This is a genomic window from Rheinheimera salexigens (assembly GCF_001752395.1).
GTDB lineage: Bacteria > Pseudomonadota > Gammaproteobacteria > Enterobacterales > Alteromonadaceae > Alishewanella > Alishewanella salexigens.
Genome location: NZ_MKEK01000001.1, coordinates 853,960 through 876,095, shown reverse-complemented (window position 1 = coordinate 876,095; position 22,136 = coordinate 853,960). Strand labels below are relative to the sequence as shown.

18 protein-coding genes are annotated in these 22,136 nt (G+C 40.9%); 9 read left to right on the top strand and 9 right to left on the bottom strand.

Translation table 11 applies throughout. From position 1 onward, the window contains the following. Positions 1 to 84: 84 nt before the first annotated feature. From BI198_RS04120 to BI198_RS04085, 9 genes are all read left to right on the top strand, one after another. Positions 85 to 909 (top strand): class I SAM-dependent methyltransferase, encoded by an 825-nt coding sequence (locus BI198_RS04120; RefSeq protein WP_070048406.1) that lies wholly within the window; start codon positions 85 to 87, stop codon positions 907 to 909. Between the two features lie 20 nt (positions 910 to 929). Beyond that, positions 930 to 2,216 (top strand): phosphoribosylamine--glycine ligase, encoded by a 1,287-nt coding sequence (gene purD, locus BI198_RS04115; protein WP_070048405.1) that lies wholly within the window; start codon positions 930 to 932, stop codon positions 2,214 to 2,216. Positions 2,217 to 2,455: 239 nt separating this feature from the next. Then, positions 2,456 to 4,327, top strand: a complete 1,872-nt coding sequence (locus tag BI198_RS04110) for an ExeM/NucH family extracellular endonuclease (protein WP_070048404.1) — start codon at positions 2,456 to 2,458, stop codon at positions 4,325 to 4,327. A 123-nt stretch (positions 4,328 to 4,450) separates the two neighbouring features. Further along, positions 4,451 to 5,347, top strand: a complete 897-nt coding sequence (locus BI198_RS04105; RefSeq protein ID WP_070048403.1) for a phosphoribulokinase — start codon at positions 4,451 to 4,453, stop codon at positions 5,345 to 5,347. A gap of 239 nt (positions 5,348 to 5,586) precedes the next feature. Next, on the top strand, positions 5,587 to 6,570 hold the full coding sequence (dusB, locus tag BI198_RS04100) for a tRNA dihydrouridine synthase DusB (protein WP_394331517.1): 984 nt from the start codon (positions 5,587 to 5,589) through the stop codon (positions 6,568 to 6,570). A 17-nt stretch (positions 6,571 to 6,587) separates the two neighbouring features. After that, on the top strand, positions 6,588 to 6,878 hold the full coding sequence (gene fis / locus BI198_RS04095; RefSeq protein ID WP_070048402.1) for a DNA-binding transcriptional regulator Fis: 291 nt from the start codon (positions 6,588 to 6,590) through the stop codon (positions 6,876 to 6,878). Between the two features lie 99 nt (positions 6,879 to 6,977). Further along, positions 6,978 to 8,567 carry a bifunctional phosphoribosylaminoimidazolecarboxamide formyltransferase/IMP cyclohydrolase gene (gene purH, locus BI198_RS04090; RefSeq protein WP_070048401.1) on the top strand — a complete coding sequence of 530 codons (1,590 nt, stop codon included), beginning with the start codon at positions 6,978 to 6,980 and terminating at the stop codon, positions 8,565 to 8,567. 173 nt (positions 8,568 to 8,740) lie between these two features. Next, entirely contained in the window at positions 8,741 to 8,890 is a 150-nt protein-coding gene (locus BI198_RS15875; RefSeq protein WP_201243402.1) for a hypothetical protein, read from the top strand. A 135-nt stretch (positions 8,891 to 9,025) separates the two neighbouring features. After that, complete coding sequence (locus BI198_RS04085) at positions 9,026 to 10,300, top strand: hypothetical protein (RefSeq protein WP_070048400.1); 1,275 nt, start codon at positions 9,026 to 9,028, stop codon at positions 10,298 to 10,300. An 80-nt stretch (positions 10,301 to 10,380) separates the two neighbouring features. On the opposite strand, the gene BI198_RS04080 is transcribed toward BI198_RS04085, so the two are convergent. The 9 genes from BI198_RS04080 to BI198_RS04045 form a co-directional block, all read right to left on the bottom strand. Further along, on the bottom strand, positions 10,381 to 11,205 hold the full coding sequence (locus tag BI198_RS04080; RefSeq protein WP_235605236.1) for a M48 family metallopeptidase: 825 nt from the start codon (positions 11,203 to 11,205) through the stop codon (positions 10,381 to 10,383). Between the two features lie 6 nt (positions 11,206 to 11,211). Further along, the gene (locus tag BI198_RS04075) at positions 11,212 to 14,511 is read right to left on the bottom strand and encodes a type I restriction endonuclease subunit R (RefSeq protein WP_070048398.1); all 3,300 of its coding nucleotides are present in this window, start codon (positions 14,509 to 14,511) and stop codon (positions 11,212 to 11,214) included. After that, positions 14,501 to 16,444, bottom strand: a complete 1,944-nt coding sequence (locus BI198_RS04070) for a hypothetical protein (protein ID WP_070048397.1) — start codon at positions 16,442 to 16,444, stop codon at positions 14,501 to 14,503. Before BI198_RS04070 ends, BI198_RS04075 begins: the two co-directional genes overlap by 11 nt. Then, positions 16,444 to 17,691 (bottom strand): restriction endonuclease subunit S, encoded by a 1,248-nt coding sequence (locus BI198_RS04065; protein WP_070048396.1) that lies wholly within the window; start codon positions 17,689 to 17,691, stop codon positions 16,444 to 16,446. The genes BI198_RS04070 and BI198_RS04065 overlap by 1 nt, the downstream gene beginning before the upstream one ends. Next, positions 17,681 to 19,006: a type I restriction-modification system subunit M gene (locus BI198_RS04060; protein ID WP_268793915.1), complete on the bottom strand. Its 1,326-nt coding sequence runs from the start codon at positions 19,004 to 19,006 to the stop codon at positions 17,681 to 17,683. Before BI198_RS04060 ends, BI198_RS04065 begins: the two co-directional genes overlap by 11 nt. Before the next feature lie 50 nt (positions 19,007 to 19,056). Next, a complete protein-coding gene (locus tag BI198_RS16205) occupies positions 19,057 to 19,242 on the bottom strand; it encodes a type I restriction-modification system subunit M N-terminal domain-containing protein (RefSeq protein ID WP_235605234.1) in 186 nt (61 codons plus the stop codon). A gap of 43 nt (positions 19,243 to 19,285) precedes the next feature. Further along, positions 19,286 to 19,867 (bottom strand): restriction endonuclease subunit S domain-containing protein, encoded by a 582-nt coding sequence (locus BI198_RS04055; RefSeq protein ID WP_070048395.1) that lies wholly within the window; start codon positions 19,865 to 19,867, stop codon positions 19,286 to 19,288. Positions 19,868 to 20,208: 341 nt separating this feature from the next. Then, the gene (locus BI198_RS04050; RefSeq protein ID WP_070048394.1) at positions 20,209 to 20,577 is read right to left on the bottom strand and encodes a DUF2513 domain-containing protein; all 369 of its coding nucleotides are present in this window, start codon (positions 20,575 to 20,577) and stop codon (positions 20,209 to 20,211) included. Positions 20,578 to 20,662: 85 nt separating this feature from the next. Then, positions 20,663 to 22,051 (bottom strand): ApeA N-terminal domain 1-containing protein, encoded by a 1,389-nt coding sequence (locus BI198_RS04045; RefSeq protein WP_070048393.1) that lies wholly within the window; start codon positions 22,049 to 22,051, stop codon positions 20,663 to 20,665. Positions 22,052 to 22,136 lie beyond the last annotated feature (85 nt).

Sequence of the window (22,136 nt, the reverse complement as noted above, 5' to 3'; positions counted from 1 at the left end):
AGCAACTTATTGCCGACGAATTTCTATCTTTTTAACTTGGCTTTGCTACACTAAAGCCAATTTTACCCTCAGAGGATACGTAGCATGAAAAAAGTTTCATTAGCATTCGTTTTATCTGCTGTGCTGTTTAGCCCGCTAAGCAACGCAAATGACAACCTCGACGCGATACAATTAGCGGTTGAACATAGCAGTCGTAGCGCTGACAATGTACAACGCGATCAATATCGTCATCCGGCAGAAACCTTACATTTTTTTGAATTAACCCCCAATAGCACTGTAGTAGAAATATCACCAGGCGGCGGTTGGTACACTGAAATATTAGCGCCGTTATTAGCTGCCCATGGCAAATTATATGCCGCGCATTTTCCTAGTAACAGTACTTCAGAATACTACAACACTCACCGCGCTGCTTTTGTTGAAAAACTCGCTGCAAACCCAATTTATAATCGGGTCGTGCTAACAGAGTTTGCGGTAAATAATGAACAAGAAATTGCACCAGCCGGCAGTGCCGATATCGTATTAACCTTTCGTAATTTACATAATTGGTATAGCCAAAATGGTGATGCCGCTTTATTAGCCGCTTATAAACAGTTTTATACTGCCCTAAAACCGGGTGGTGTGCTGGGTGTGGTTGAGCATAGTTTACCCGCAGCCCAAAAAGATAGTGATTGGGTTAAAAGTGGTTATGTACCAGAAGAACTGGCGATTAAGCTAGCCGAACAAGCTGGTTTTGTCTTAGAAGCGAAAAGCGATATTAATGCTAACCCTAAAGATACCGCTGATTATGAGCACGGCGTATGGACGTTACCGCCTTCATTTCGCTTAAAACAGCAAGATCGGGCTAAGTATGTCGCTATTGGCGAAAGTAATCGTATGACTTTAAAATTTCGTAAACCTGTAACTCAATAATTTAAACGACGGATATCTGAATGAAAGTATTGGTAATTGGCGGCGGTGGCCGTGAGCATGCGCTGGCATGGAAAGCCGCTCAATCAACGTTAGCAACGGAAGTATTTGTCGCACCGGGTAATGCTGGTACGGCAAATGAGCCTAACCTAAATAATGTCGCTATTGCAGCTGATGATATTTCCGCCCTACTCGACTTTGCCAAGCAGCAGCAGATTGGCTTAACTATTGTTGGTCCTGAAGCGCCACTAGCTAAAGGCGTCGTCGATGCCTTTAATGCTGCCGGCTTAGCTATATTTGGCCCAAGCCAAGCCGCTGCCCAATTAGAAAGCTCGAAAGCCTTCGCTAAAGACTTTTTGGCGCGGCATAACATTCCTACTGCGGCATACCAAACTTTTACTGACATTGACCCTGCTAAAGCTTTTGTTAATAAGCTTGGCACACCTATTGTAATAAAAGCCGACGGCTTAGCCGCAGGCAAAGGCGTTATTATCGCCCAAACTGCTGCTGAAGCTTATGCCGCTATAGACGATATGCTTGCAGGCAATAAGTTTGGTGCTGCCGGCAGTCGTGTAGTTATAGAAGAGTTTTTAACCGGTGAAGAAGCGTCTTTTATTGTCATGGTTGATGGTGAAACAGCATTACCTTTTGCCTCTTCGCAAGATCATAAAGCCCGCGACAATGCTGATTTTGGGCCAAATACTGGCGGTATGGGTGCTTATTCTCCTGCGCCCGTCGTTACCCCTGCGGTGCATGATTGGGTGATGGAGCAAGTTATTTATCCAACCGTTAAGGGTATGGCCGCTGAAGGCATAGTGTTTACGGGCTTTTTATATGCCGGATTAATGATTTCTGCCGATGGCAGCGCTAAAGTATTAGAATTTAACTGCCGCTTTGGCGATCCTGAAACCCAGCCGATAATGATGCGGTTAGAGTCAGATTTAGTTCAGCTATGTTTAGATGCATGCCAAACTAAACTTGCCGGTCAAACCATTCAGTTTAGCCAGCAAGCCGCCGTTGGTGTCGTTTTAGCAGCCGGTGGTTATCCTGATGATTACGCCAAAGGTTTAGTAATTAAGGGCTTAGACGGCATTGATAGTAACAGCGCTAAGGTATTCCATGCTGGCACTGCATTAGCTAATTACCAAGTAGTGACTAATGGTGGTCGTGTGTTATGCGCCACTGCACTGGGTAACAGTGTCAGTGAAGCCCAACAAGCAGCCTATCAGTTAGCCAAAAAAATTAGCTGGGATGGTATGTTTTATCGCGATGATATTGGTTATCGCGCCATAAAACGCGAACAAAGCTAACCCATTACACCCAGCCGTTTTATCTAGGGCCAGATAGCAATTGCAGTCTGGCCTTTTTTTTACCTTTTGTTATACCTAACAACTAAACTAGTTAAGCCTTACCAATCAAATTCGCTAGCCTAGTGCAAATAACATCATGATTTTAAAGATCGTGGTTTAAAAGGACGTGGTTTTAAAGATTGTGATTTTAAAGTAAACCTTTTACCTTAGTGACAAGTTATTTATTGAGTTATTTTATTATGTCTAGTTTTTCACTGCGAGCAGCATCAGCAAGCGCATTAACTTTTGCATTCGTTATCGCGTCAATTGGCGCGACTCCTGCCATTGCGGCTGATACTGGCCATAAATTGTGTAGCAGTAGTTTCACGCCTATTAGCCACATTCAAGGCCAAACCGACAGTAGCCCTTTACAAGGCAAAAATATCACCACTCAAGGTGTGGTAACGGCAATTGTCTATGCCGGTAGTCCTGAAGCAGGAATAACTATTACTGCGCACCCTGCTAACGATGCTTCAAATCAAAACATGACTGATAAAGGCTTAAATATAAGCAAGGCCAGCAGCGGTTTGTTTATTGCCGATAGCACTGCGGCCTCAAGGTATCAGCCTGGACAGCTTATTCAGTTAACCGGCACAGTGACTGAACATAATGCCATGACCAGCTTAACGGCTATTAGTCACAGCCAAGTTTGCCAAACTAAGCAGACCATTGCACCACGCCAGATACAATTGCCCTTACCCGCAAATATGAGTTGGGAGCAATTAGAAGGCCAATGGTTAAGCTTTAGCCAAAAACTGGTGGTAAATGATAGTTATGATTTACCGCGTTACGGTGAAATAACCTTAGCCGCTGAGCGTTTATGGATACCCACTGAAATAATGTCGCCTGGCGCAGAGGCTAATGCGTTATATCAACAGCAACAACAACAAATGCTAGTATTAGACGATGGCTTATGGCAGCAAAACCCAGATCCGGTACGCTACCCTAGCCCAGCACTTAGCGCCGATAATAGCTTGCGTATTGGCGATGAGGTTAGCAACATCAGTGGAGTGTTAATTGAAGATAAACGCGGTTATCGTTTAGTACCCACCACTAACCCGGTATTTATTACCCGTAATCCGCGACCAGCTGCCCCCAGTGCAAAACCTGAAACTGGCTTACGTATCGCCAGTTTTAACGTTTTAAACTATTTTAATGGCAGTAATGCTAAAAAAGCTTTCCCAACTAAGCGCGGTGCCAGTAATAAAGCAGAATTTATCCGCCAGCAAAGCAAAATTGTTAGCGCACTATTAGCATTAGACGCCGATGTTATTGGCTTATTAGAAGTGGAAAACAATGGTTACGATACTAATAGCGCCATTGTTAACTTAACTCAGGCCCTTAATCGGGTTGCAACGGCACGACCTTATCAATTTATACGCACCAAACAAGCCCCTGGCGACGACGCCATAAAAGTAGCGCTGCTGTATCGATCTTCTGCTGTTAAGCCTGTTGGCCACGCCGCACTGTCTTTTGCCGCGCCCTTTCAATATGGCAGTCGCGTACCTTTAGCCCAAAGCTTTCAACATTTAGCCTCAGAACAAATTGTCACCGTAAGCATTAATCATTTTAAATCTAAAGGCAGTTGTAACAGGGCGAGTAGTAAAATGGATATGAATAACCATGATGGCCAAGGGTGCTGGAATGGCCAACGGGTAGCCAGTGCCAAAGCGCTACATAATTGGCTAGCCAGCCAACCTACTGGTATTCATACCGATAAGATGCTTATTTTAGGTGACTTAAATGCGTACCGCATGGAAGATCCCATAACCAAATTAGAACAAGCGGGTTGGCAGTATTTAGTTCAGAACGATAAGGACACAACGCAAAATAGCGCTGCCTATTCTTATGTTTATCGAGGCCGTACTGGTTCGTTAGATCATGCCTTGGCCACCCCGGCATTAGCTAAGTATTTGCATAAAATGGAACATTGGCCAATTAATGCCGATGAACCCGCAGTGTTAGATTATAACCTAGAGCATAAATCATCGGCTCAGCAGCAAGGCTATTACGCGGCGGGCCCTTATCGCTCGTCGGATCATGATCCTTTAATTGCTACCTTTATGTTTTAAACTTTAGTTAAGCCAAGCAGCAGAGTATTAAGCAATAGCATTTAGCCAAAACATTAAATAGTTGCGCAAACTTAAGGCTTTGCATTATGGTATTCGGTCTTATGATTAACCGTGGTGTTATTTATGTCGCATAAAAACCCTATTATTGCCATCACCGGCTCGTCTGGTGCTGGCACGACAACTACTGGTACCGCCTTTAAGCATATTTTTCGTACCTTAGGTATTAACGCCGCTTTTGTTGAAGGCGACTGCTTTCATCGTTTTAGTCGTCCAGAAATGGAAGTAGCAGTACGCAAAGCAAAAGAGCAAGGCCGTTATATTAGTTACTTTGGTCCAGAAGCAAACGACTTTGCTGGCTTAGAAACTTTTTTTACCAGTTATGCTGAGCATGGCAAAGGTAAAGTTCGACATTATTTACATACTTTTGATGAAGCGGTGCCTTATAACCAATTACCCGGCACATTTACGCCATGGCAAAACATTGGCGAAGATACCGATTTATTGTTCTATGAAGGTTTACATGGTGGCGCAGTCACCGAGCAAAATAATGTGGCGCAACATGTCGATTTACTGATTGGCATGGTGCCTATTGTCAACTTAGAGTGGATCCAAAAAATTATCCGCGATACCTCTGAACGAGGTCATAGCCGTGAAGCTGTGCAAGCCAGTATCGTGGGCAGTATGGACGATTATATTAATCATATAACACCACAGTTTTCTCGCACTCATATTAACTTTCAACGTGTGCCTACAGTCGATACCTCTAACCCGTTTAGTGCTAAAGATATACCGTCATTAGACGAAAGCTTTGTTGTTATTCGTTTTCGCGGTATTAAGCATGTCGATTTCCCCTATTACTTACGCATGATAAATGGCTCTTTTATGTCTCGCGTAAACACCTTAGTGGTACCCGGTGGTAAAATGGGTTTGGCTATGGAATTAATTCTAACGCCTTTAGTTGAAGATTTAATGATTAAACGACGTCAGGCTCGAGGACAAGTTGATTGGCTTGGCACTTAAATTTGGCCTTATAACGCCAAATTATTAGATTTATTATTGCTTAAAAAATAAACATCACAACAATTAGTTATTAGTGTAATGTGCCTTAGCTGTTTAAACTGCGTTACAAAATACTGTTTTTCAGCCGTTTACAGAATGTCAAGATGGCAACCCCTAGTAAATTTATGGTTTTGTTTAAATAATAACCTTTGCTTTGCGGCAAAAAATCCGTAAACTTAGCGCCCCTTAAGGGTTGAGCCGTGGATTCAGTGGTGCGCATAGGTCCATATCAGTTAACGAACAAAGTAATTTGTGCTCCTATGGCAGGGGTGACTGATCATACGTTTCGGGAACTTTGCCGACGTTTTGGTGCTGCACTAGCAGTGTCAGAAATGATGTCGAGCAACCCTCTGGTATGGCAGAGCGAGAAGTCACAGAATCGCATGGGCCATCGGTTAGAGTCGGGTATCTGCTCAATTCAAATAGCCGGTGCAGATCCACAGCAAATGGCTGAGGCTGCACGTTACAATGTCGACAATGGCGCAGACATCATCGACATAAACATGGGCTGCCCAGCAAAAAAAGTGAACAAAAAAATGGCCGGATCGGCTTTGCTTCAACATCCCGATCTGGTGCAAGATATTGTTCGCGCAGTGGTTGACGCAGTAAAAGTACCGGTTACGTTAAAAATACGTACTGGTTGGGATCTGGATAATAAAAACGGTATTCAAATTGCGCGTATTGCCCAAGACAATGGCATACAGGCGCTTGCTGTGCACGGTAGGACTCGGACTTGTATGTACAAAGGTGAAGCCGAATACGACACCATCCGTTCTATTAAGAACAGTGTGTCGATACCGGTTATCGCTAATGGTGACATAACAAGCCCAGAAAAAGCGCGTTTCGTGCTGGAGTACACTGGTGCTGATGCCATTATGATTGGACGAGCCGCGCAAGGAAGACCATGGATTTTCCGCGAAGTAGTGCATTATTTGGCTACTGGCGAGAAACTGGACGCACCCAGCATTGCTGAGGTACGCCAAATTATGCTGGAACACGTGCAGGGTTTACACCAGCTTTATGGTGAGCTAGCCGGTTCTCGCATTGCCCGCAAACATGTGGGCTGGTATTTAGCCGAGCATGACAAACTCGGTGTGTTTCGTAGTGAATTCAATGGTATCGAGCTGGCTGAAACCCAGCTTAACGCCTTAAATGACTATTTTCATAAACTAGCAGCAACCTAACGTAAAAGAGAAAAGCAATGTTTAATTCGAACGTTACTTCGCCATTTATTACTAACGCCCACGTACAAACGCAGGAAAAGCCACAAGCTTTACGCAGCGCAGCCCAAAAAGCAGTTGCCAACTACCTGCAGCAATTAAACGGTCAGGACGTTGATGATTTGTACGAGTTGGTCTTATCTGAATTAGAGCGCCCGTTACTAGAAGAAGTTATGAAGTATACTCGCGGCAACCAAACCCGCGCAGCAAATTTAATGGGTATCAACCGTGGTACTCTTCGCAAGAAGTTAAAGCAGTACGGCATGGGTTAATGCCAATGCAGGGTTCCCAGCCCTGCAACTTAAGCACCTTCGGGTGCTTTTTTATTATTAGCTATAGCCAATTTCTAATCGCGAAATGAGATTTAAAATATGACCACACTACGCCCTATCCGCCGCGCACTATTAAGTGTGTCTGACAAAACCGGTATTGTAGAATTTGCCCGCGCCTTAGCCGCACACAACATTGAAATTCTCTCTACAGGTGGCACTGCCAAACTCCTCACCGAACAAGGTATCGCTGTAATTGAAGTATCTGATTACACCGGCCATGCAGAAATTATGGATGGCAGAGTTAAAACCCTGCACCCTAAAGTGCACGGTGGTATTTTAGCTCGTCGCGGTATTGATGAAGATGTGATGGTCGAAAACAATATCAGTCATATCGACCTGGTGGTCGTCAATTTATATCCTTTCGCCGAGACAGTAGCTAAACCAGGCTGTAGCTTAGAAGATGCGGTAGAAAATATCGACATTGGTGGCCCAACTATGGTCCGCGCAGCCGCAAAAAATCATAAAGATGTCACCATAGTGGTGAATGCCAGTGATTACGCTAAAGTCATTAAAGAAATGCAGCAAAACAATGGCGCAACTAATCACAGCACGCGTTTCAGCTTAGCCATTAGCGCCTTTGAACATACCGCTCAATACGATGGCATGATTGCTAACTATTTTGGCGCTATGTTACCCGCTTACGCCACCCCTGCTGAATCTGCGAACAAATTCCCGCGTACTTTTAATGCTCAATTTGTGAAAAAACAAGATTTACGTTACGGCGAAAACAGCCATCAACAAGCGGCTTTTTATGTTGATAGCAATGCTGACAGCATCGCTTCAGTCGCTAGCGCTACACAATTACAAGGTAAGGCATTATCGTATAACAACATTGCCGATACCGACGCTGCCTTAGAATGCGTTAAAGAATTTGCAGAGCCAGCCTGCGTAATCGTCAAACACGCTAACCCTTGTGGTGTTGCCATTGGTGAGTCAGTGCTTGACGCGTATAACCGTGCCTATAAAACCGACCCAACCTCAGCCTTTGGTGGCATTATTGCTTTTAACCGCGAGCTGGATGAAACCACCGCTAACGCTATTGTTAGTCAGCAGTTTGTGGAAGTGATTATCGCCCCCACCGCGACAGAAGCTGCCGTTGCCGTTATTGGCACCAAGCCCAATGTGCGTTTATTAGTCTGTGGCGAATTTAGCCCAGCAACTGCTGCTATTGATATCAAGCAAGTAAATGGCGGCGTGTTATTACAAGATCGCGACCAAGCTAAAATCACTGCGGATGACTTAACGGTGGTCAGTCAACGGCAGCCGACAGAGCAAGAATTAACTGACTTGTTGTTTTGCTGGAAAGTGGCTAAATATGTCAAATCAAACGCCATTGTTTATGTTAAAGACAGTATGACTATCGGTGTCGGCGCCGGCCAAATGAGCCGCGTGTACAGTGCGAAAATTGCCGGTATTAAAGCCGCTGATGAGAACTTAGAAGTTAAAGGCTCAGTTATGGCCTCAGATGCCTTCTTCCCATTCCGCGACGGTATCGATGCCGCTGCCGCTGCCGGTATCACCGCAGTTATTCAGCCAGGTGGTTCTATGCGCGATGCCGAAGTTGTTGCTGCAGCCAATGAACACGGTATGGCCATGGTCTTTACCGGTGTAAGACACTTTCGCCACTAAGCCATTACTTAGCCAGTACTTAGCCAGTACTAAGGTATTGCTAAGCATTGCTTGATAAAACAAAAGGTCGCTAACGCGGCCTTTTTTATTGTTAAGCCTCAAGTCGTCTATTGCGGTTAAATTTAAGCGCAGTAAAATCAATACTAAGTGGATTTAGCGACAGGGAAATATCGGTGAAAACCAATTTAATTAAAGCAGAAGGCTATACCAAGCTTAGCCAAGAATTAAACTATTTGTGGCGAGAATACAGGCCCGAAATCACTAAGAAAGTAGCTTGGGCAGCCAGCCTCGGTGATAGATCAGATAACGCAGACTTAATTTAATAACCCCAACACTCATACTAAATCAACAAAAACCACTACAATACATGCACTTATTAATATTAAGTATACTATTTAATTATACTATTTTTATGTGCTATATTACCGAAAATTCTTAAAGTGAAAGCACTATTAATCATGTTTAATAACTTTTATCTCTGTTTCACTGCTGCAAATGATATTAACTGTCAAAAAGTTAATTTGGCGCTTGAGTATTGGGAGGTTAACTTTGATACCCAACCAATAAAACATCACAACAATGCAAAAGAGCTGGCTGAACAGAAAGGTTATAAAAACGCAACAGAGCTCCTCAATGAAATAAAAAAATATACCTCTGTTGTTTTTAATTGCGCTAATACAGTATGCCCTTCTTGCAAAAAGCCAAGCTTTGTTTATTCAAGAACACAGCAAATGCAACTGATTCGTCAAAAATCAGCTCCTAGATGCTCTGAATGCGAAATAAATAAACGAAATACTGAACTTGCAGAAATAGTTAATTTACTTGATAAAAAAATAGAAGAATTTAAATTTCCAGATGTTTCTTTCTCAAGTTTAATAAATCTTGATTACTTAACCAAAGTAACTTTCCTAGCTTGGATTTTAGACAAAGAATTTCAGCCTTATCAAAACATAAATCTAACAAGGGAAGAAGTAAACCTAACAGGTTCAGAAAGCTTAGATGTAAAAATATTGAATGAACTTTCAGAAAAAAAATTAATACATCTCGTTCCTCAAGAACAATCTGCCGAATTATTATTAATATCTCATGCTCAATCGCTTATACATAGTAATCAAGAAAACACAGATAAACTTTTAGCAAAAAAAATTGTAAATTATCAATCAATTATTCCTAGGCCTGGACTTTATTTAATACTACCAGAAGATTTTCTCTCAATGGAAAATTACATAGAAAGATTACTAGAAGATGTATTGTCCACACAATTATCTACTACTGATATACAACGCATTGAAGAGCTTGTTTTAAATAATAGACTAGAAATTGCATATCAGCTTTTGAATTTAACAATAGCAAAACATAAAATCTCAATTGATCAAAATATCAAATTAGATTCGGTTTTAACTAAGCTGGTTCGCGAATACTCTATTAAAACTGTTTTTAACATACTAGATTACCAAGCAAAACTAACTGCCGCATATTTGTATTCAAACAGGAATGTTTCGTATCACATACGGCCTACAATATTTTGCAAAAAAATAGAAAGCTATATGAACTACTTAGAAACAAACAACAAGCTATCATTTCAAAAAAATTTACCGGATAATTTCGTCGGCAGTAGCCTTGAATATTTTTCAAGTTATTACATTCTCGGCCAATTAATAAGTTGGTGCAATTTAAGTGGTAATGAAATCATTTCAAAATGGATAAATAGTTCATCTAATGAAACAGATTGACCACTACAACATAGCAGTTGCGAATTTAATAGAAATAAAGTTACTTCAAGAGGGATAATTTGTATAAGTTCATGTCATCTTTATTCATTCAAATACTGCTCTGCCATGCCATCTAGTTTGGCTTTAACAGCTTTCCAGTTTGGCATTACTTGGGTGAGTAAGCGCCAAAAGCGTTCGCTGTGGTTGTGTTCAGCTATATGGCAAAGCTCGTGCAGTATCACGTAGTCTATGCACTCTTTGGGGGCTTTTACTAAATGAGGGTTTAGCATTAAGTTGCCTTTCGTTGAGCAGCTGCCCCATTGTTTTTTCATTGCCATAATACGAAATGAGGGAATCCCGGTTACCCAGGTTGCTTTGGGCAGTAGCTCATTTAATCGCTCTTGAAATATCGCTTTGGCTTTTTGTTGATACCAATTATCGATTAAGGGTTTAACTTTGCTGGCTCGCTGTTGCTCTGTCATGGCGCTACTGTCTTGACGCAGCACCACGTTTAACTTGCCTCGGCTTAGCTTAACCGACATAACTTGCTCAGGATCTGATATCACTTTAAGCACATAGCGTCTGCCTAAGTAAAATTGGCTTTCACCACTGATATAACGCTTGGGTAGTACGTAATCTTTTTGCTCGGCGAACGATTGTAGATTTTGCCAAATCCACCTTGCGCGTTTTAGCATGGCTTCATGGATAGCTTGCTCGCTGGCTTCTTTGGGGGCGGTTGCAACCACACGTTGATCAGGATGCACCTTAATCAGTACTTTTTGAGTTTTGCTACGAGACGCTTTGCGAACAACATCGTAACGGATAATGTCATTTCCGTATGAGAACACCCCATGTTCTTTAGCTGAAGCTTTTGTGCTGGCTGCTACTGCACTGCTAGTTGAGCTTTGGCTCATGCTCGGTTTCATAATGCATTAGCCCCTTGCCAAGCCAAGGCGGGTGATTTTAAGCACTTCTTCTATCAGTTTTTGGGCGTCTTCTATGCCTAAATCGGTAAATAACATAGGCAGTAATTTCATGCTAATAGCATTTTCAATTTCTGCAGGGTTTATAGAATACTCTGCCACCGCATCGTTAACGATGCTATCAATGGAGAAGGCGTGTTTAACTAAGTGCTCATTGGCTAACGCTTTTTGCTCTAAATAGTCATCGCCAAATAAATGCTTAAATAAACCAAAATAGGCTTGAGCATGTTTATTTAGCTTGCCTGACTCATTAATAAAGTCATTGGGTATAGTGGCTACATTTCTGGCTTTAACGTCTTGCTCAAAGTCAGCAAACATAATGTATTGCTTTACCGGTGCATCAAACATGGCTTTGGCATCTTCAATGGCTTGTTTTAGCAGCTTTGAGAAGTACTCTTGAGCATAGGGATCATCTGCTAAGTCTTGCTCTATCATCTGGGTTACGCGACCGGTAATTTTATCGGTTTGGTTACGCGCTTCATCGTCACTTAAATCTTGTGGCTTAATGTCTTTGCCTAAGTTACCCACTAAATAGGCACCATCGGGCTCTTTTACTTCAATGCCAGCAATATGTTTATCTAATAAGTTACGAATATCTTCAGCATATGCATCGTAGTTAATGGTTTCGTTTGCATCTTCCCGCACTTGTAAGCGCAATTCTGTAAAGGCTTTTAAATCCCGTTTATATAATTCACGTTTGTCGTCAAATGACTTATCTTCAAAGAATGACGCTGATTGCAAAGCTACCTTCATGCAGCTAGCAAACTCAGTTAAGGCATCATAAAAGTCATCACGATTTTTAAGGTTGGTATCCACTAACTGGCCGTTAACCTCTTGCACCTTAGGGGCTAATGCTTGCCTAAGGGCTGGGCCATCTTGTTTATTTTTTACATCTGCAAATACAGCCCATAGCAGGCTATGTAAACCTGGTAGCTTTTTATATTCGGTATCTACGTTGTTATATAAGCCTTTTAAATCGTCAATATCAAAGCCGCCCTGAGTACGCTCGGCTAAGTCTTGATACTTTTCAATGGTGGTATCTAGCTCTTTTAAAATACCGCGATAATCAATTAAATAACCAAAGCGCTTTTTACTGTGTAAGCGGTTCACCCGTGCAATAGCCTGAATAAGGTTATGCTCTTTAAGCGGTTTGTCGATATACAAAACAGTATTTTTGGGCTCGTCAAAGCCGGTTAATAGCTTATCAACCACTATCATAATGTCTGGGCCATCATCACGGCTAAAGTCTTCTATAATGGCTTTGGTGTAGGCTTTATCATCACCGGCATATTGCTGGTAAACGTTATCTTTCCACCACACTTGCACTATGTCTTTGCTTTCTTGGTCAACCGCTTCATGGCCTTCGCGTGTATCAGGTGCAGACACGGCCACAACTGACGTTACTTTACCTATTTTATCTAAGGCTTTTTTATAACGAATGGCAGAGGCTTTAGAGTCACAAGCCAGTTGGCCTTTTAAGTGTTGATATTTAAAGTTTTGAAAGTGATCAGAAATATCATGGGCAATAAGCTCAATGCGGCCTTCGGTTTGGTAAATTTGGCCTTTTTGTGAAAACTTACGCTTTAAATCTGACTTTTGCTTATCGCTTAGCTTTTGGGTAATACGATCAAACCAAGCATCAATAGCCTGATCATTCACATTCAATTCTGGAATGCGCTCTTCATACAACAATGGGGTGACGGTTTGATCTTCAACTGCCTGCTGCATGGTGTAAGAGTGTATAATTTTACCGAACTTGTTTTCGGTTTTATCGTCTTTTAAAAGCGGTGTACCGGTAAAGGCGATAAAGGCAGCTTTGGGTAGCGTTTGCTGCATGCGAATATTATTTTCACCGTTTTGACTGCGGTGGCCTTCGTCTACCATAACAATAATATTCGGGCTGTCGTTATAGCATTCGTCATACTTAATTGCCGAGCCAAACTTATTGATAATTGAAAATATAACGCGCTCGTTACCTTTACCTATTTGCTCGGCTAACCGCCTGCCAGACGTTGCCATCGCATCTTTTTTATCTCTATCGGTCAATGCGCCGCCGGTGGCGAAAGTGCGGCTTAATTGGTCTTCTAAATCAACGCGGTCGGTAACAATAATAATGCGACATTGTGCTAGCTGTTCTAGCCAGATAAGAGCTTTAGAAAAGAACACCATAGTAAAAGATTTACCACTGCCGGTAGTATGCCAAATAACACCCCCTTCACGGCTGCCAGAGGCATCAATAGTAGTTATGCGCTCTACTAAGGCTTTAATGCCAAACACCTGCTGATAACGCGCAACTATTTTGCCAGCTTTTTTATCGAACAAGGTAAATAAGCGGGTCATTTCTAATAAACGCTCAGGCTGCAATAAACTAATAATTAACCGATCTTGATCCGTAACCACTAAATCACCCGCAGCCAGTAACGACAGATATTCTTGCTTTGCTGCCAAAGTGCGGTGTTTAAACAGTAAATCGAGCTGTTCACTAGCGAGCTTTTTATTTTTTAAGCGGTTAAATTCCGCTTCGGGTATTAACTCTTCAGTCCACTTCGCCCAGAATTTTTCAGCTGTGCCACAAGTGGCATAAAGGCCATCGTTACCATTCACTGCTAGCAATAACTGGCTATAGGCATATAAGTGCGGGATTTCTTGTTGCCCTTGGTTACGAATGTGTTGCGAAATCGCTTCAGAGCAGGTTGATTTGCCATCTTTATTTGAATCGGGCCGCTTGGCTTCTATTACTACCAAGGGTAAGCCGTTTACAAAGCAAACTATATCTGGAATGCGATTGCCCGTGCCTTCAGCATTTTGCACCACAAACTCTTCAGTGAAGTGAAATTGGTTATTGGCAATATTATGCCAGTCAATTAATTGAATAGTTGGCGAGGCTTTTTTGCCGTCAATAAACTCGGTTACGCTAACGCCATATATCATAGCGTTATACAGCTTTTCATTAGCGGCTTTTAGCCCTAAGTTCATCGCAGGGGTTAGCTCGTGCATTACCTTATCAATAGCCGCATCCGACAGCTTATGCTGCTTACCCGCAAACGAAAATGTTTGCGTGGCTAAAAACGCGCGCATTACAGGTAACAAAATAACTTGATGAGTGCTTTTTTTATCTTTTAAAAACAAATTACCGCGCAAGGTATCGCACTGACTAGGCGGGATAAACTGATAGCGAAGTGTCGTTAGCAATGCAAGTGAAGGTATTTTAGAGCTAAATTCTTCTTGAAAGTTAGCGCTAGTGTTCATCTACTTCTCCTTGCAAAAGTCTATATATTCTATTGAAAACAAGATTTTGGGTTGACTTAAAAATAGTACGAAAGTTTAAATCATAAAAACTTCCAAGAAAATTTAAAAAGAATACAATTAGTATACTTAACAATGTAATGCTGTGACTTTGGAGTTCTGGTTTAATATATGCTGGTAATAATTCACTTGGTAAAGCAATAACTGCGGATATAAAAACAACTGCGGTTAAAAAAATAATGACTATTAGAGCTGGTATAAACGATAAAAAAATTGCGATTTTTTTATGCCTTTCTTCAGTTGCAATCAATTGCTTTTCTTTAACATTAATATTTTCTTGAAGTAAGGATATTTCATTGTTTTTAACTTCATGTATTTCAAGTATTTCCCTATCTTTATCCTCAATGTGTTTGTTCTTTATAGCCGCTACAATTTCAAAAACATCATCATCAGTAAAATCTTCACCCACATCAACTGATACATCGTGCACCATGCTTAACAAGTCGGAATCCCAGCGTACTTGCACTAGATCCTCCTCAGTAATTTTTCCTTTTCGTTCAAGGTGTTCTAGCTTTTTAATAAAACTTTCCCAGAATTTGTCATCAGTATAGAGAAGGCCATATGCAGATGAGATCACTTGTTCCATAGGAAGATTACCAAATAGCTCTGGTTTTTTTAACCAGAACATAGCTGTCATCCATTGTTCTGAAACAACTAAAGGAATACTATTTCTTGGAATTTCATTGATGAAATGTTTATTAGCCAGGTTAACTAAACCATTATTTGTAGTCACAAAAACTGTAAAAGGCTGATTCAAATTATTTACTGTTTTATTTTCGCGAATATTATAAATACGTGAAATACAAATAGTATCGTGCTGGAGGTTTTTAGTTGGCCTAAAATTAGGGGAAATTGCTTTCTCTAAAGCGATCTCGTCACATTGAAATTGTTGTTTAATATTAAATCCAGATTTGACTACTATACCTATTTTTTCAACGGATGACCTGAGCAATTTTATTTCTGTATCAAGTCTTTCCGCGTCGTATCCTAAATATCGAAGTAGCTCTAAAGTTTTAGTATTAAAACGCTTATAGTTTTTTTGTTTTAGGTCATCTCGCCATGCACTGAGTAGACCTTCAGTCTCATCAATGGATTTATCAAAGACATTAATGTTTATCCCTACATTAACTAATAATGAAATAAACTCTTTTAGAGATTTTTGTTTTTGTGTACCACTAAAGCCTAATAAACCAACAATTATAGGAGTGTCTATGTATACGGTAATAGATTTATAATTTTTTTTCTGACCGACTTTATCAGCAAGGCATAGATAATTTGCAAGAAGCATCCCTTTAACAAAGCGCGCAAAATGTTCTAGTGAAGCAGTTTTATTTTTATGGATATAACTAATAAAAGATGCAGTTACATGATCAGTATTTTTAATTTTTTCACGCAATACATTCTTTTCATATGATTTATTGTCTGTAACGCTGGATATATTCTTATCTATAAACTGAATAATTAATAAATCACATTCTTCAGATGTAAGAGTTTTATTAAACTTACTATGAGCAAAATCAATAAAATCTATTCGAAGTAACTCAAGTGATGCTGTGATGTCATCCTTTTTTTCATGATAACCATTTTTCCATTTATCAACCTCCTCAATATTAGGGATGAAAGCATGGTTTTCACGATGAAGAAGTCGTCGCTTTTTAGCTCTTGTTATAAAAACTTGAACTGCAGACAATGGAGGCCTAAACCCAAAAGATTTTGCTAGTTGCTCTTGTAATAGTTCTGCTGTGACCTCAAGTCGACCCAATTCAGAAAGTGTTACAGCAATAAAAGGTAAGAATAAATCAATTTCATCTGAAATTTTATTTGCTTTTAGTGATTCTAATAACGCTAATTGTAGTAAAGGGCTATTTATATTCATTAAATAATACACTCCGGAAGATTTACTACAACTCTACGTTTACCTGTCAACAGTTGCTGCATTAGAGCTTTTTTTTCATGTTGTAAATCAGATAATTGTTTTTCAAGGTGTTCAATTCCTTCATCACAATTATTTAAAACTTTCGCGATTTTTGTTTGCTCAGCATATGAAGAGCAATAAATTTTTAAACCTGCTACATCAGAAGAGTTTATTGCTGGATAACTTGAACCGACAACTAAAGAGTTGATTTGTCCTGTTAAGTGACTACTAAATAAATAATGATAGATGTAGTCACCTGACGATTTTGGTTTGGGTGTTAATACTGCAAAACCTGTAGAGGCAATATATCCATTAACTTCCTTGGTTACTCTTGCAAAACCTTTTAGATTAGGACGTACAGTTGAAAGTAAAATATCACCACTCTTTAGAATGCGTTTAGCACGAGAAGGGGCAGTTTCGTACATGTGTTCCTCTAAGTTTTTAGAAACTTTACCTGGTTCAACATCTGATAATGATACGTACTTAAATTTATAGTCAGAAGGAGTTTTACTACTTAATGACTTGCAATCTATGTCTACTAAATCAGAAAAACTATATCGTTTATAATCTCCCTCAAACGGCTTTCCTGAATCATTAAGCAAGCGCTTTTTGCCCGTGAGTAGTTGTTGCATTAGGGCTTTTTTCTGCTGCTTGCTGTTGTCAATTAGGCGCTCTGTGGTGCTAATGGCTTTATCCCAAGTGGATAGAATTTTGGCGATTTTGAGTTGTTCTGGAAGGGGTGGGATAAGAACAGGGAATTCCTTTAATTGAGTCGAGTTTATACTTGCAAGATTGGTGCTTCTCTTTGCACAACTCAAGAAATAAGTTTTACCGTAGTTGCTTCCTGACAAAGCAGCAAGAAAATAAGGCAACACAATTTGCTTATTGGTGCGAACAGCAAAAACATGATTTTGGTTTAAACATGGAGAAATTTGTCCTTGCCATACATCACCACGACCTAATTTATCGAAGTCACCTCCTTCAGTCATAAGAACATCACCGACTTGCAAAGAGTATCTATCTAGTTGGTGACGTTCTATCTGAATGGTTTTAACTTCGGAAAGGTCAATGTAACCATCCTGAACATTAGCAACTCTTAAATACGGAACATCGATTGGATCTTTTAATCCTTTTTTTCCTTTGGCTACGCCAGTTTTTATTTCTGCAACTTTCTCGAGAGGTTTACGTTTCCACCCATTAGGCACCATATCCCAACTCCTTTAAGTAACTATCCATTTCTGCTTCAAGGGCATTTAATTCAGCTTTAAGCCCTAGCCGCTCGGCACGTACTGCTTCTAAATCAATCTCTTCCTCTTCCTCAAAGGTATCGACATAGCGCGGAATATTGAGGTTGAAATCGTTTTCTTTAATTTCATCAAAGCTAGCTAGGTAGGCGTACTTATCCACGTTTTCACGGGCTTTATAGGTGTCGATAATTTTTTGAATATTATCGCTAGTTAATTGGTTTTGGTTTTTGCCCGATTTAAATTCACGGCTGGCATCGATAAATAGTACCTTGTTGTCGTTTTTTTGCTTTTTGAAAATTAAAATGGCAGCGGGAATACCAGTACCAAAAAACAGCTTTTCTGGTAGGCCGATAACGGTATCTAACAGGTTTTCTTCTATTAGTTGTTGGCGAATTTTGCCTTCACTGGATGCGCGGAATAAGACGCCATGAGGCACTACTACACCCATGCGCCCCCCTCTTGTTGATGAAGAGCCAGGCTTTAGGGTTTCAACCATATGGCTGATAAAGGCATAGTCGCCTTTAGTTTTGGGTGGCACACCACGACGAAAACGACCATAGGGATCGTTACTGGCATCATCATGGCCCCATTTGTCTAAACTAAAAGGTGGGTTTGCGGTTACTACGTCAAAGTGCAATAAACCTTTACCATCTTTATCTAACAGCAAGGGGTTACGAATAGTGTCGCCCCATTCAATACGGTGGTTATCTTCACCGTGTAGGAACATATTCATTTTTGCCAGTGCCCAAGTAGAGCCGATAGCTTCTTGGCCAAATAAGGCATATTTTTTAGAGCCAGAGTTTTTGCGCACCATAGCGCCGCACTTCAATAATAACGAGCCTGAGCCACAAGCGGGGTCGCATATTTGGTCGCCTTCTACTGGCTCTAATATAGTGGCTAATAAGTCTGATACTTCAGGTGGCGTATAGAACTCGCCAGCCGTTGCCCCGCTACCGGCAGCAAAGTGCTTAATTAGGAATTCATAAGCGTTACCAATTACATCTAAACTGCCCACACGCTCTGAGCTTAGGTTAAGAATGTCTTTACCAAAGTCTTCTAATAAATGGCGCAATAAATCGTTCTTTTGCTTTTCTTGGCCTAGCTTATCGGTATTAAAGCTGATGTCTTGGAACACGTTTTTCAGCTTAGTGCCGTTTGCCTCTTCAATGGCATGCAAAGCTTGGTCGATACGCTGGCCATTACCGGCCTGATGACGCTGCTCGTATAAATCCCAAAAGCTTGCGCCTTTAGGTAGCACAAAGCGCTGCTTGGCCATCATGGCTTGGATAAGCTCAGGGTTGTCGCCATACTGTTTAACCAGCNTACCTATTGACTCCGAGAAGGCTCATATGTGTTATATTCGTCTTTATACACGTCTGAGATGTATTTTAAGAACAGCATGGTTAATACGAAGTCTTTGTAGGTATCAGCGCTAATAACCCCTCTAAAGGTGTCACAGGCTGCCCAAACAGCCTTGTTGATATCGTCCTGATTAATTTTACTGGTTGGCATCTAGTTTCTTCCTTTTTGAATTTGGCTATTGGTTTACATTAAATTAGTGGCTTAGCTCACTCAGCGCGATAGCATCAAGCTGCTGCTGCCTGTTTTGCATAAGCTGATTAAATACTTTTTGCTCTTGCACTGCACTTTGGTGCAATGCCGTTAATTGGTTTTGCCTAGCTAGCGGCAACAAGGTAATAGGCGTATTTTCTAATACCTGCCGCCGAATACTGACATACAGCGAGCCTTCCGCTGTTTTACAAAAGTAACGCTGGGCTGGTAATTGGTTTAACTGCCAGCAAATAAAGGCCGGAGTTACTTGCTGTTTAAATTCAGGTTTAATTCTTATCATAAAAAAATGGGGCGAGCAGACGCTTTGCCGCGGCGCATCATCGACCAAAGCCGCAAAGTGCTTAGCGCCTTTAGCAACAAACAACACATCACCAGCTTGCAACCAATCAGGCTGCTTTCTACCAGTTAGCGTGGTTTTGATTAAGTCAGTTTGAATTATTTCACCTGTCGGCAGCGCATCACGAACCTGAACAACCTGCACATCACCATTAGCTACGGCGGCTATACTGCCGCGAAATGGATAGCCTGGTAAAACATCAGCAATGTGGCTAAGAGTTGTGTTCATTATTGGTTATGTAATGCCTAATTTTTGCTTTAGAAGTTAATGGGGAATGATATTGCATTAGGTACAAAGAAAGGTCAAATTTAGTGCAGTATTTTAATGGTGCAGGTTTATTGGTGTTGTTTCAGAGTATAAATATAAACGCAGTGGTATATGTTTATTTAGAGCGGGCTTGGGGCAGATTGCGGTGGTGGATTTGGGTTGGTTTGATGAGGGAAACCCATAGAGTTGGCTGGCTGCTATGAGCAATAAGCGGACGCTAACACCCAAATTTAGAGCGCAGCGGCTTGACGTCGCAGCCAGCGGTTTATGCTGGCGATAATATTTGATTGTTAGGCATCTGGCTAAACTCCCTTAAGCAACGATACTGAAATCTCTGTTGCTACTGATTTAACTAAATCAAATGTCATTTCAATACCTTTGTTAGCAAAGGTTTTCTTCGTTTTTTCCCAAACAGTTGAAGACCGAATAGAGTCAAGCAACTCGTGACCAACCCATGTTAGGCGATGAACGAAAAAGTGTGCAGGCCCTACACTAGCTGCCTTAGACATTTGCCCCTCAATCATTCCTGCTTCTATCAGTAGTTCAATATGATAAGCATAGTCATAAGCTTTTTCAGCTGGAAAGTCAGGTAGCTGCAAACCTACATCGGTATTTGGCAATTCTTCAAGACGGATTAGAACTTCACGAATTACTTCCCAGTTGCGTTTCATTTGATACCTCCTTGGTATAACGCCGTGCGCATACGCGAGAACTTGTGAGCGTCGTAGGGCTGCAAGCTACAAATGCCGCACTTTGTTAGATTTCATCAAACTTCTGCTTAAGCTTGTAATTATTGCGAAGTATTCTTTGAATATCTGAATCTTCGAACTCGAGCTGTTGAAGAAGGTGAAGCTGAAAAACGGCTTCCATTTTTTGACATAACGCCCAAAGTTCTGAGCCTTTAGCTGAGTCCTTTGCCAGCTCCTCGCTGTAGTGAGTAAGGTAGTTTCTAGTATTAACAACGCTTCTAACAAATTTATTTCGTTGTCTTGAATTACCTATATACGACTTGTAAGGGTTAATGACCCTTTTGACTCTTTGACCAAGATTTATTTCATTACCGTGAAGTATACGACCCCTTAGCCACCTCCTGTTAGATTTTGGACAGCTCCACAATAGAGAGGCGACCATTGCCCTGAATTCAGCCACGTCCATAAAAGTCTCGGTTGAGGTTCTTCTATGATATGTTTCAAGCCCTTGAGCAAGTGCTAAAAATTTGCCATCAAGATATTTGTGATCCCCCGACACTGCAGAGAAATATAACCCAATAGACGGCCGTATAACGGAATAAGTGCTAAACCATTTATTGAATACATGCGTGGCATTTCCGCGAATATCTGAGAACCGAAATAGCATTTTATGCATATCTATCTTGGGTGAATCTTTAGAAAATGGGAGGCTAGGATAATAAAGCTTTATATTTGCAGGCCTTGTCTTTCCTTTTGAGATTTCTATGGTTATTTCGTTGCATGTAGCGGCTACATCGCTAATAGTAACAGTGGAATCAAGAGCAAAACAAAGCAGATACGTAACCTGATGAACAATCTTGCTAAACTCGGAAAAATCTCTGGCCACTTCAGATGATAATTTGAAGTAGGTTTGATGTGTTATTCGGGCTTCTGTTGTACTTTGAAGTCCTGGAAGTGTATATCCAAAAAGGATATGCAGCTTAAATCCTGAGCTTAAATCATAAATAATTTCTTCTTGCGGATCGTAGCTTATAGTTGCTGTTTTATAGTCGCTACTACGAGCAACATTTATTCCGGTGATGCCCACCCATTCATTTATCCCTTCTACCGCGAAGGAAACTGTATTAAATGTGACTTTTTCATCTTTTTTGTAAGCAACACCGCTTATAACTTTATGGACATGAACAAATGACTTACTTATACCGCCAAATGCAATATTTTTCGTCCTGTAAAAGCAATCTTCCAGCGTAACGAGGCCGTCTTTTTCAATATGGCCAATAATTCTACTTAAGTCATCATTACCGTTAAGGGCTTCAATGCTTTCATCAAATAGGCCAACCACCTCAAGTTCAATTTTTCCACCATCTAAGATCGAAAGAGTACCTGGGATTTTTTTATCCTCATTTTGAGGTAGCCAGAAGTAACCCGACTTTTTCCATTCTTCTTTAATTCTCACGCGGTATCCTTGTGAAATCTAACGCCGCGCTCTGCGGAAATTTAGGAGCGCCAGCGAGTAAATTTTCCGTAGCAGCGCCTTGTTA

Bases quoted from the DNA above. Each gene is read 5' to 3' on its own strand.
- BI198_RS04060 (WP_268793915.1), bottom strand. From the start codon at position 19,006: ATGGCCAAGCAGCGCTTTGTGCTACCTAAAGGCGCAAGCTTTTGGGAT.
- BI198_RS04110 (WP_070048404.1), top strand. From the start codon at position 2,456: ATGTCTAGTTTTTCACTGCGAGCAGCATCAGCAAGCGCATTAACTTTT.
- BI198_RS04075 (WP_070048398.1), bottom strand. From the start codon at position 14,511: ATGAACACTAGCGCTAACTTTCAAGAAGAATTTAGCTCTAAAATACCT.
- BI198_RS04070 (WP_070048397.1), bottom strand. From the start codon at position 16,444: ATGAATATAAATAGCCCTTTACTACAATTAGCGTTATTAGAATCACTA.
- BI198_RS04105 (WP_070048403.1), top strand. From the start codon at position 4,451: ATGTCGCATAAAAACCCTATTATTGCCATCACCGGCTCGTCTGGTGCT.
- BI198_RS04085 (WP_070048400.1), top strand. From the start codon at position 9,026: ATGTTTAATAACTTTTATCTCTGTTTCACTGCTGCAAATGATATTAAC.
- fis (WP_070048402.1), top strand. From the start codon at position 6,588: ATGTTTAATTCGAACGTTACTTCGCCATTTATTACTAACGCCCACGTA.
- BI198_RS04120 (WP_070048406.1), top strand. From the start codon at position 85: ATGAAAAAAGTTTCATTAGCATTCGTTTTATCTGCTGTGCTGTTTAGC.
- BI198_RS04050 (WP_070048394.1), bottom strand. From the start codon at position 20,577: ATGAAACGCAACTGGGAAGTAATTCGTGAAGTTCTAATCCGTCTTGAA.
- BI198_RS04055 (WP_070048395.1), bottom strand. From the start codon at position 19,867: ATGAACACAACTCTTAGCCACATTGCTGATGTTTTACCAGGCTATCCA.
- BI198_RS04080 (WP_235605236.1), bottom strand. From the start codon at position 11,205: ATGAAACCGAGCATGAGCCAAAGCTCAACTAGCAGTGCAGTAGCAGCC.
- purD (WP_070048405.1), top strand. From the start codon at position 930: ATGAAAGTATTGGTAATTGGCGGCGGTGGCCGTGAGCATGCGCTGGCA.
- BI198_RS16205 (WP_235605234.1), bottom strand. From the start codon at position 19,242: ATGCCAACCAGTAAAATTAATCAGGACGATATCAACAAGGCTGTTTGG.
- purH (WP_070048401.1), top strand. From the start codon at position 6,978: ATGACCACACTACGCCCTATCCGCCGCGCACTATTAAGTGTGTCTGAC.
- BI198_RS04065 (WP_070048396.1), bottom strand. From the start codon at position 17,691: ATGGTGCCTAATGGGTGGAAACGTAAACCTCTCGAGAAAGTTGCAGAA.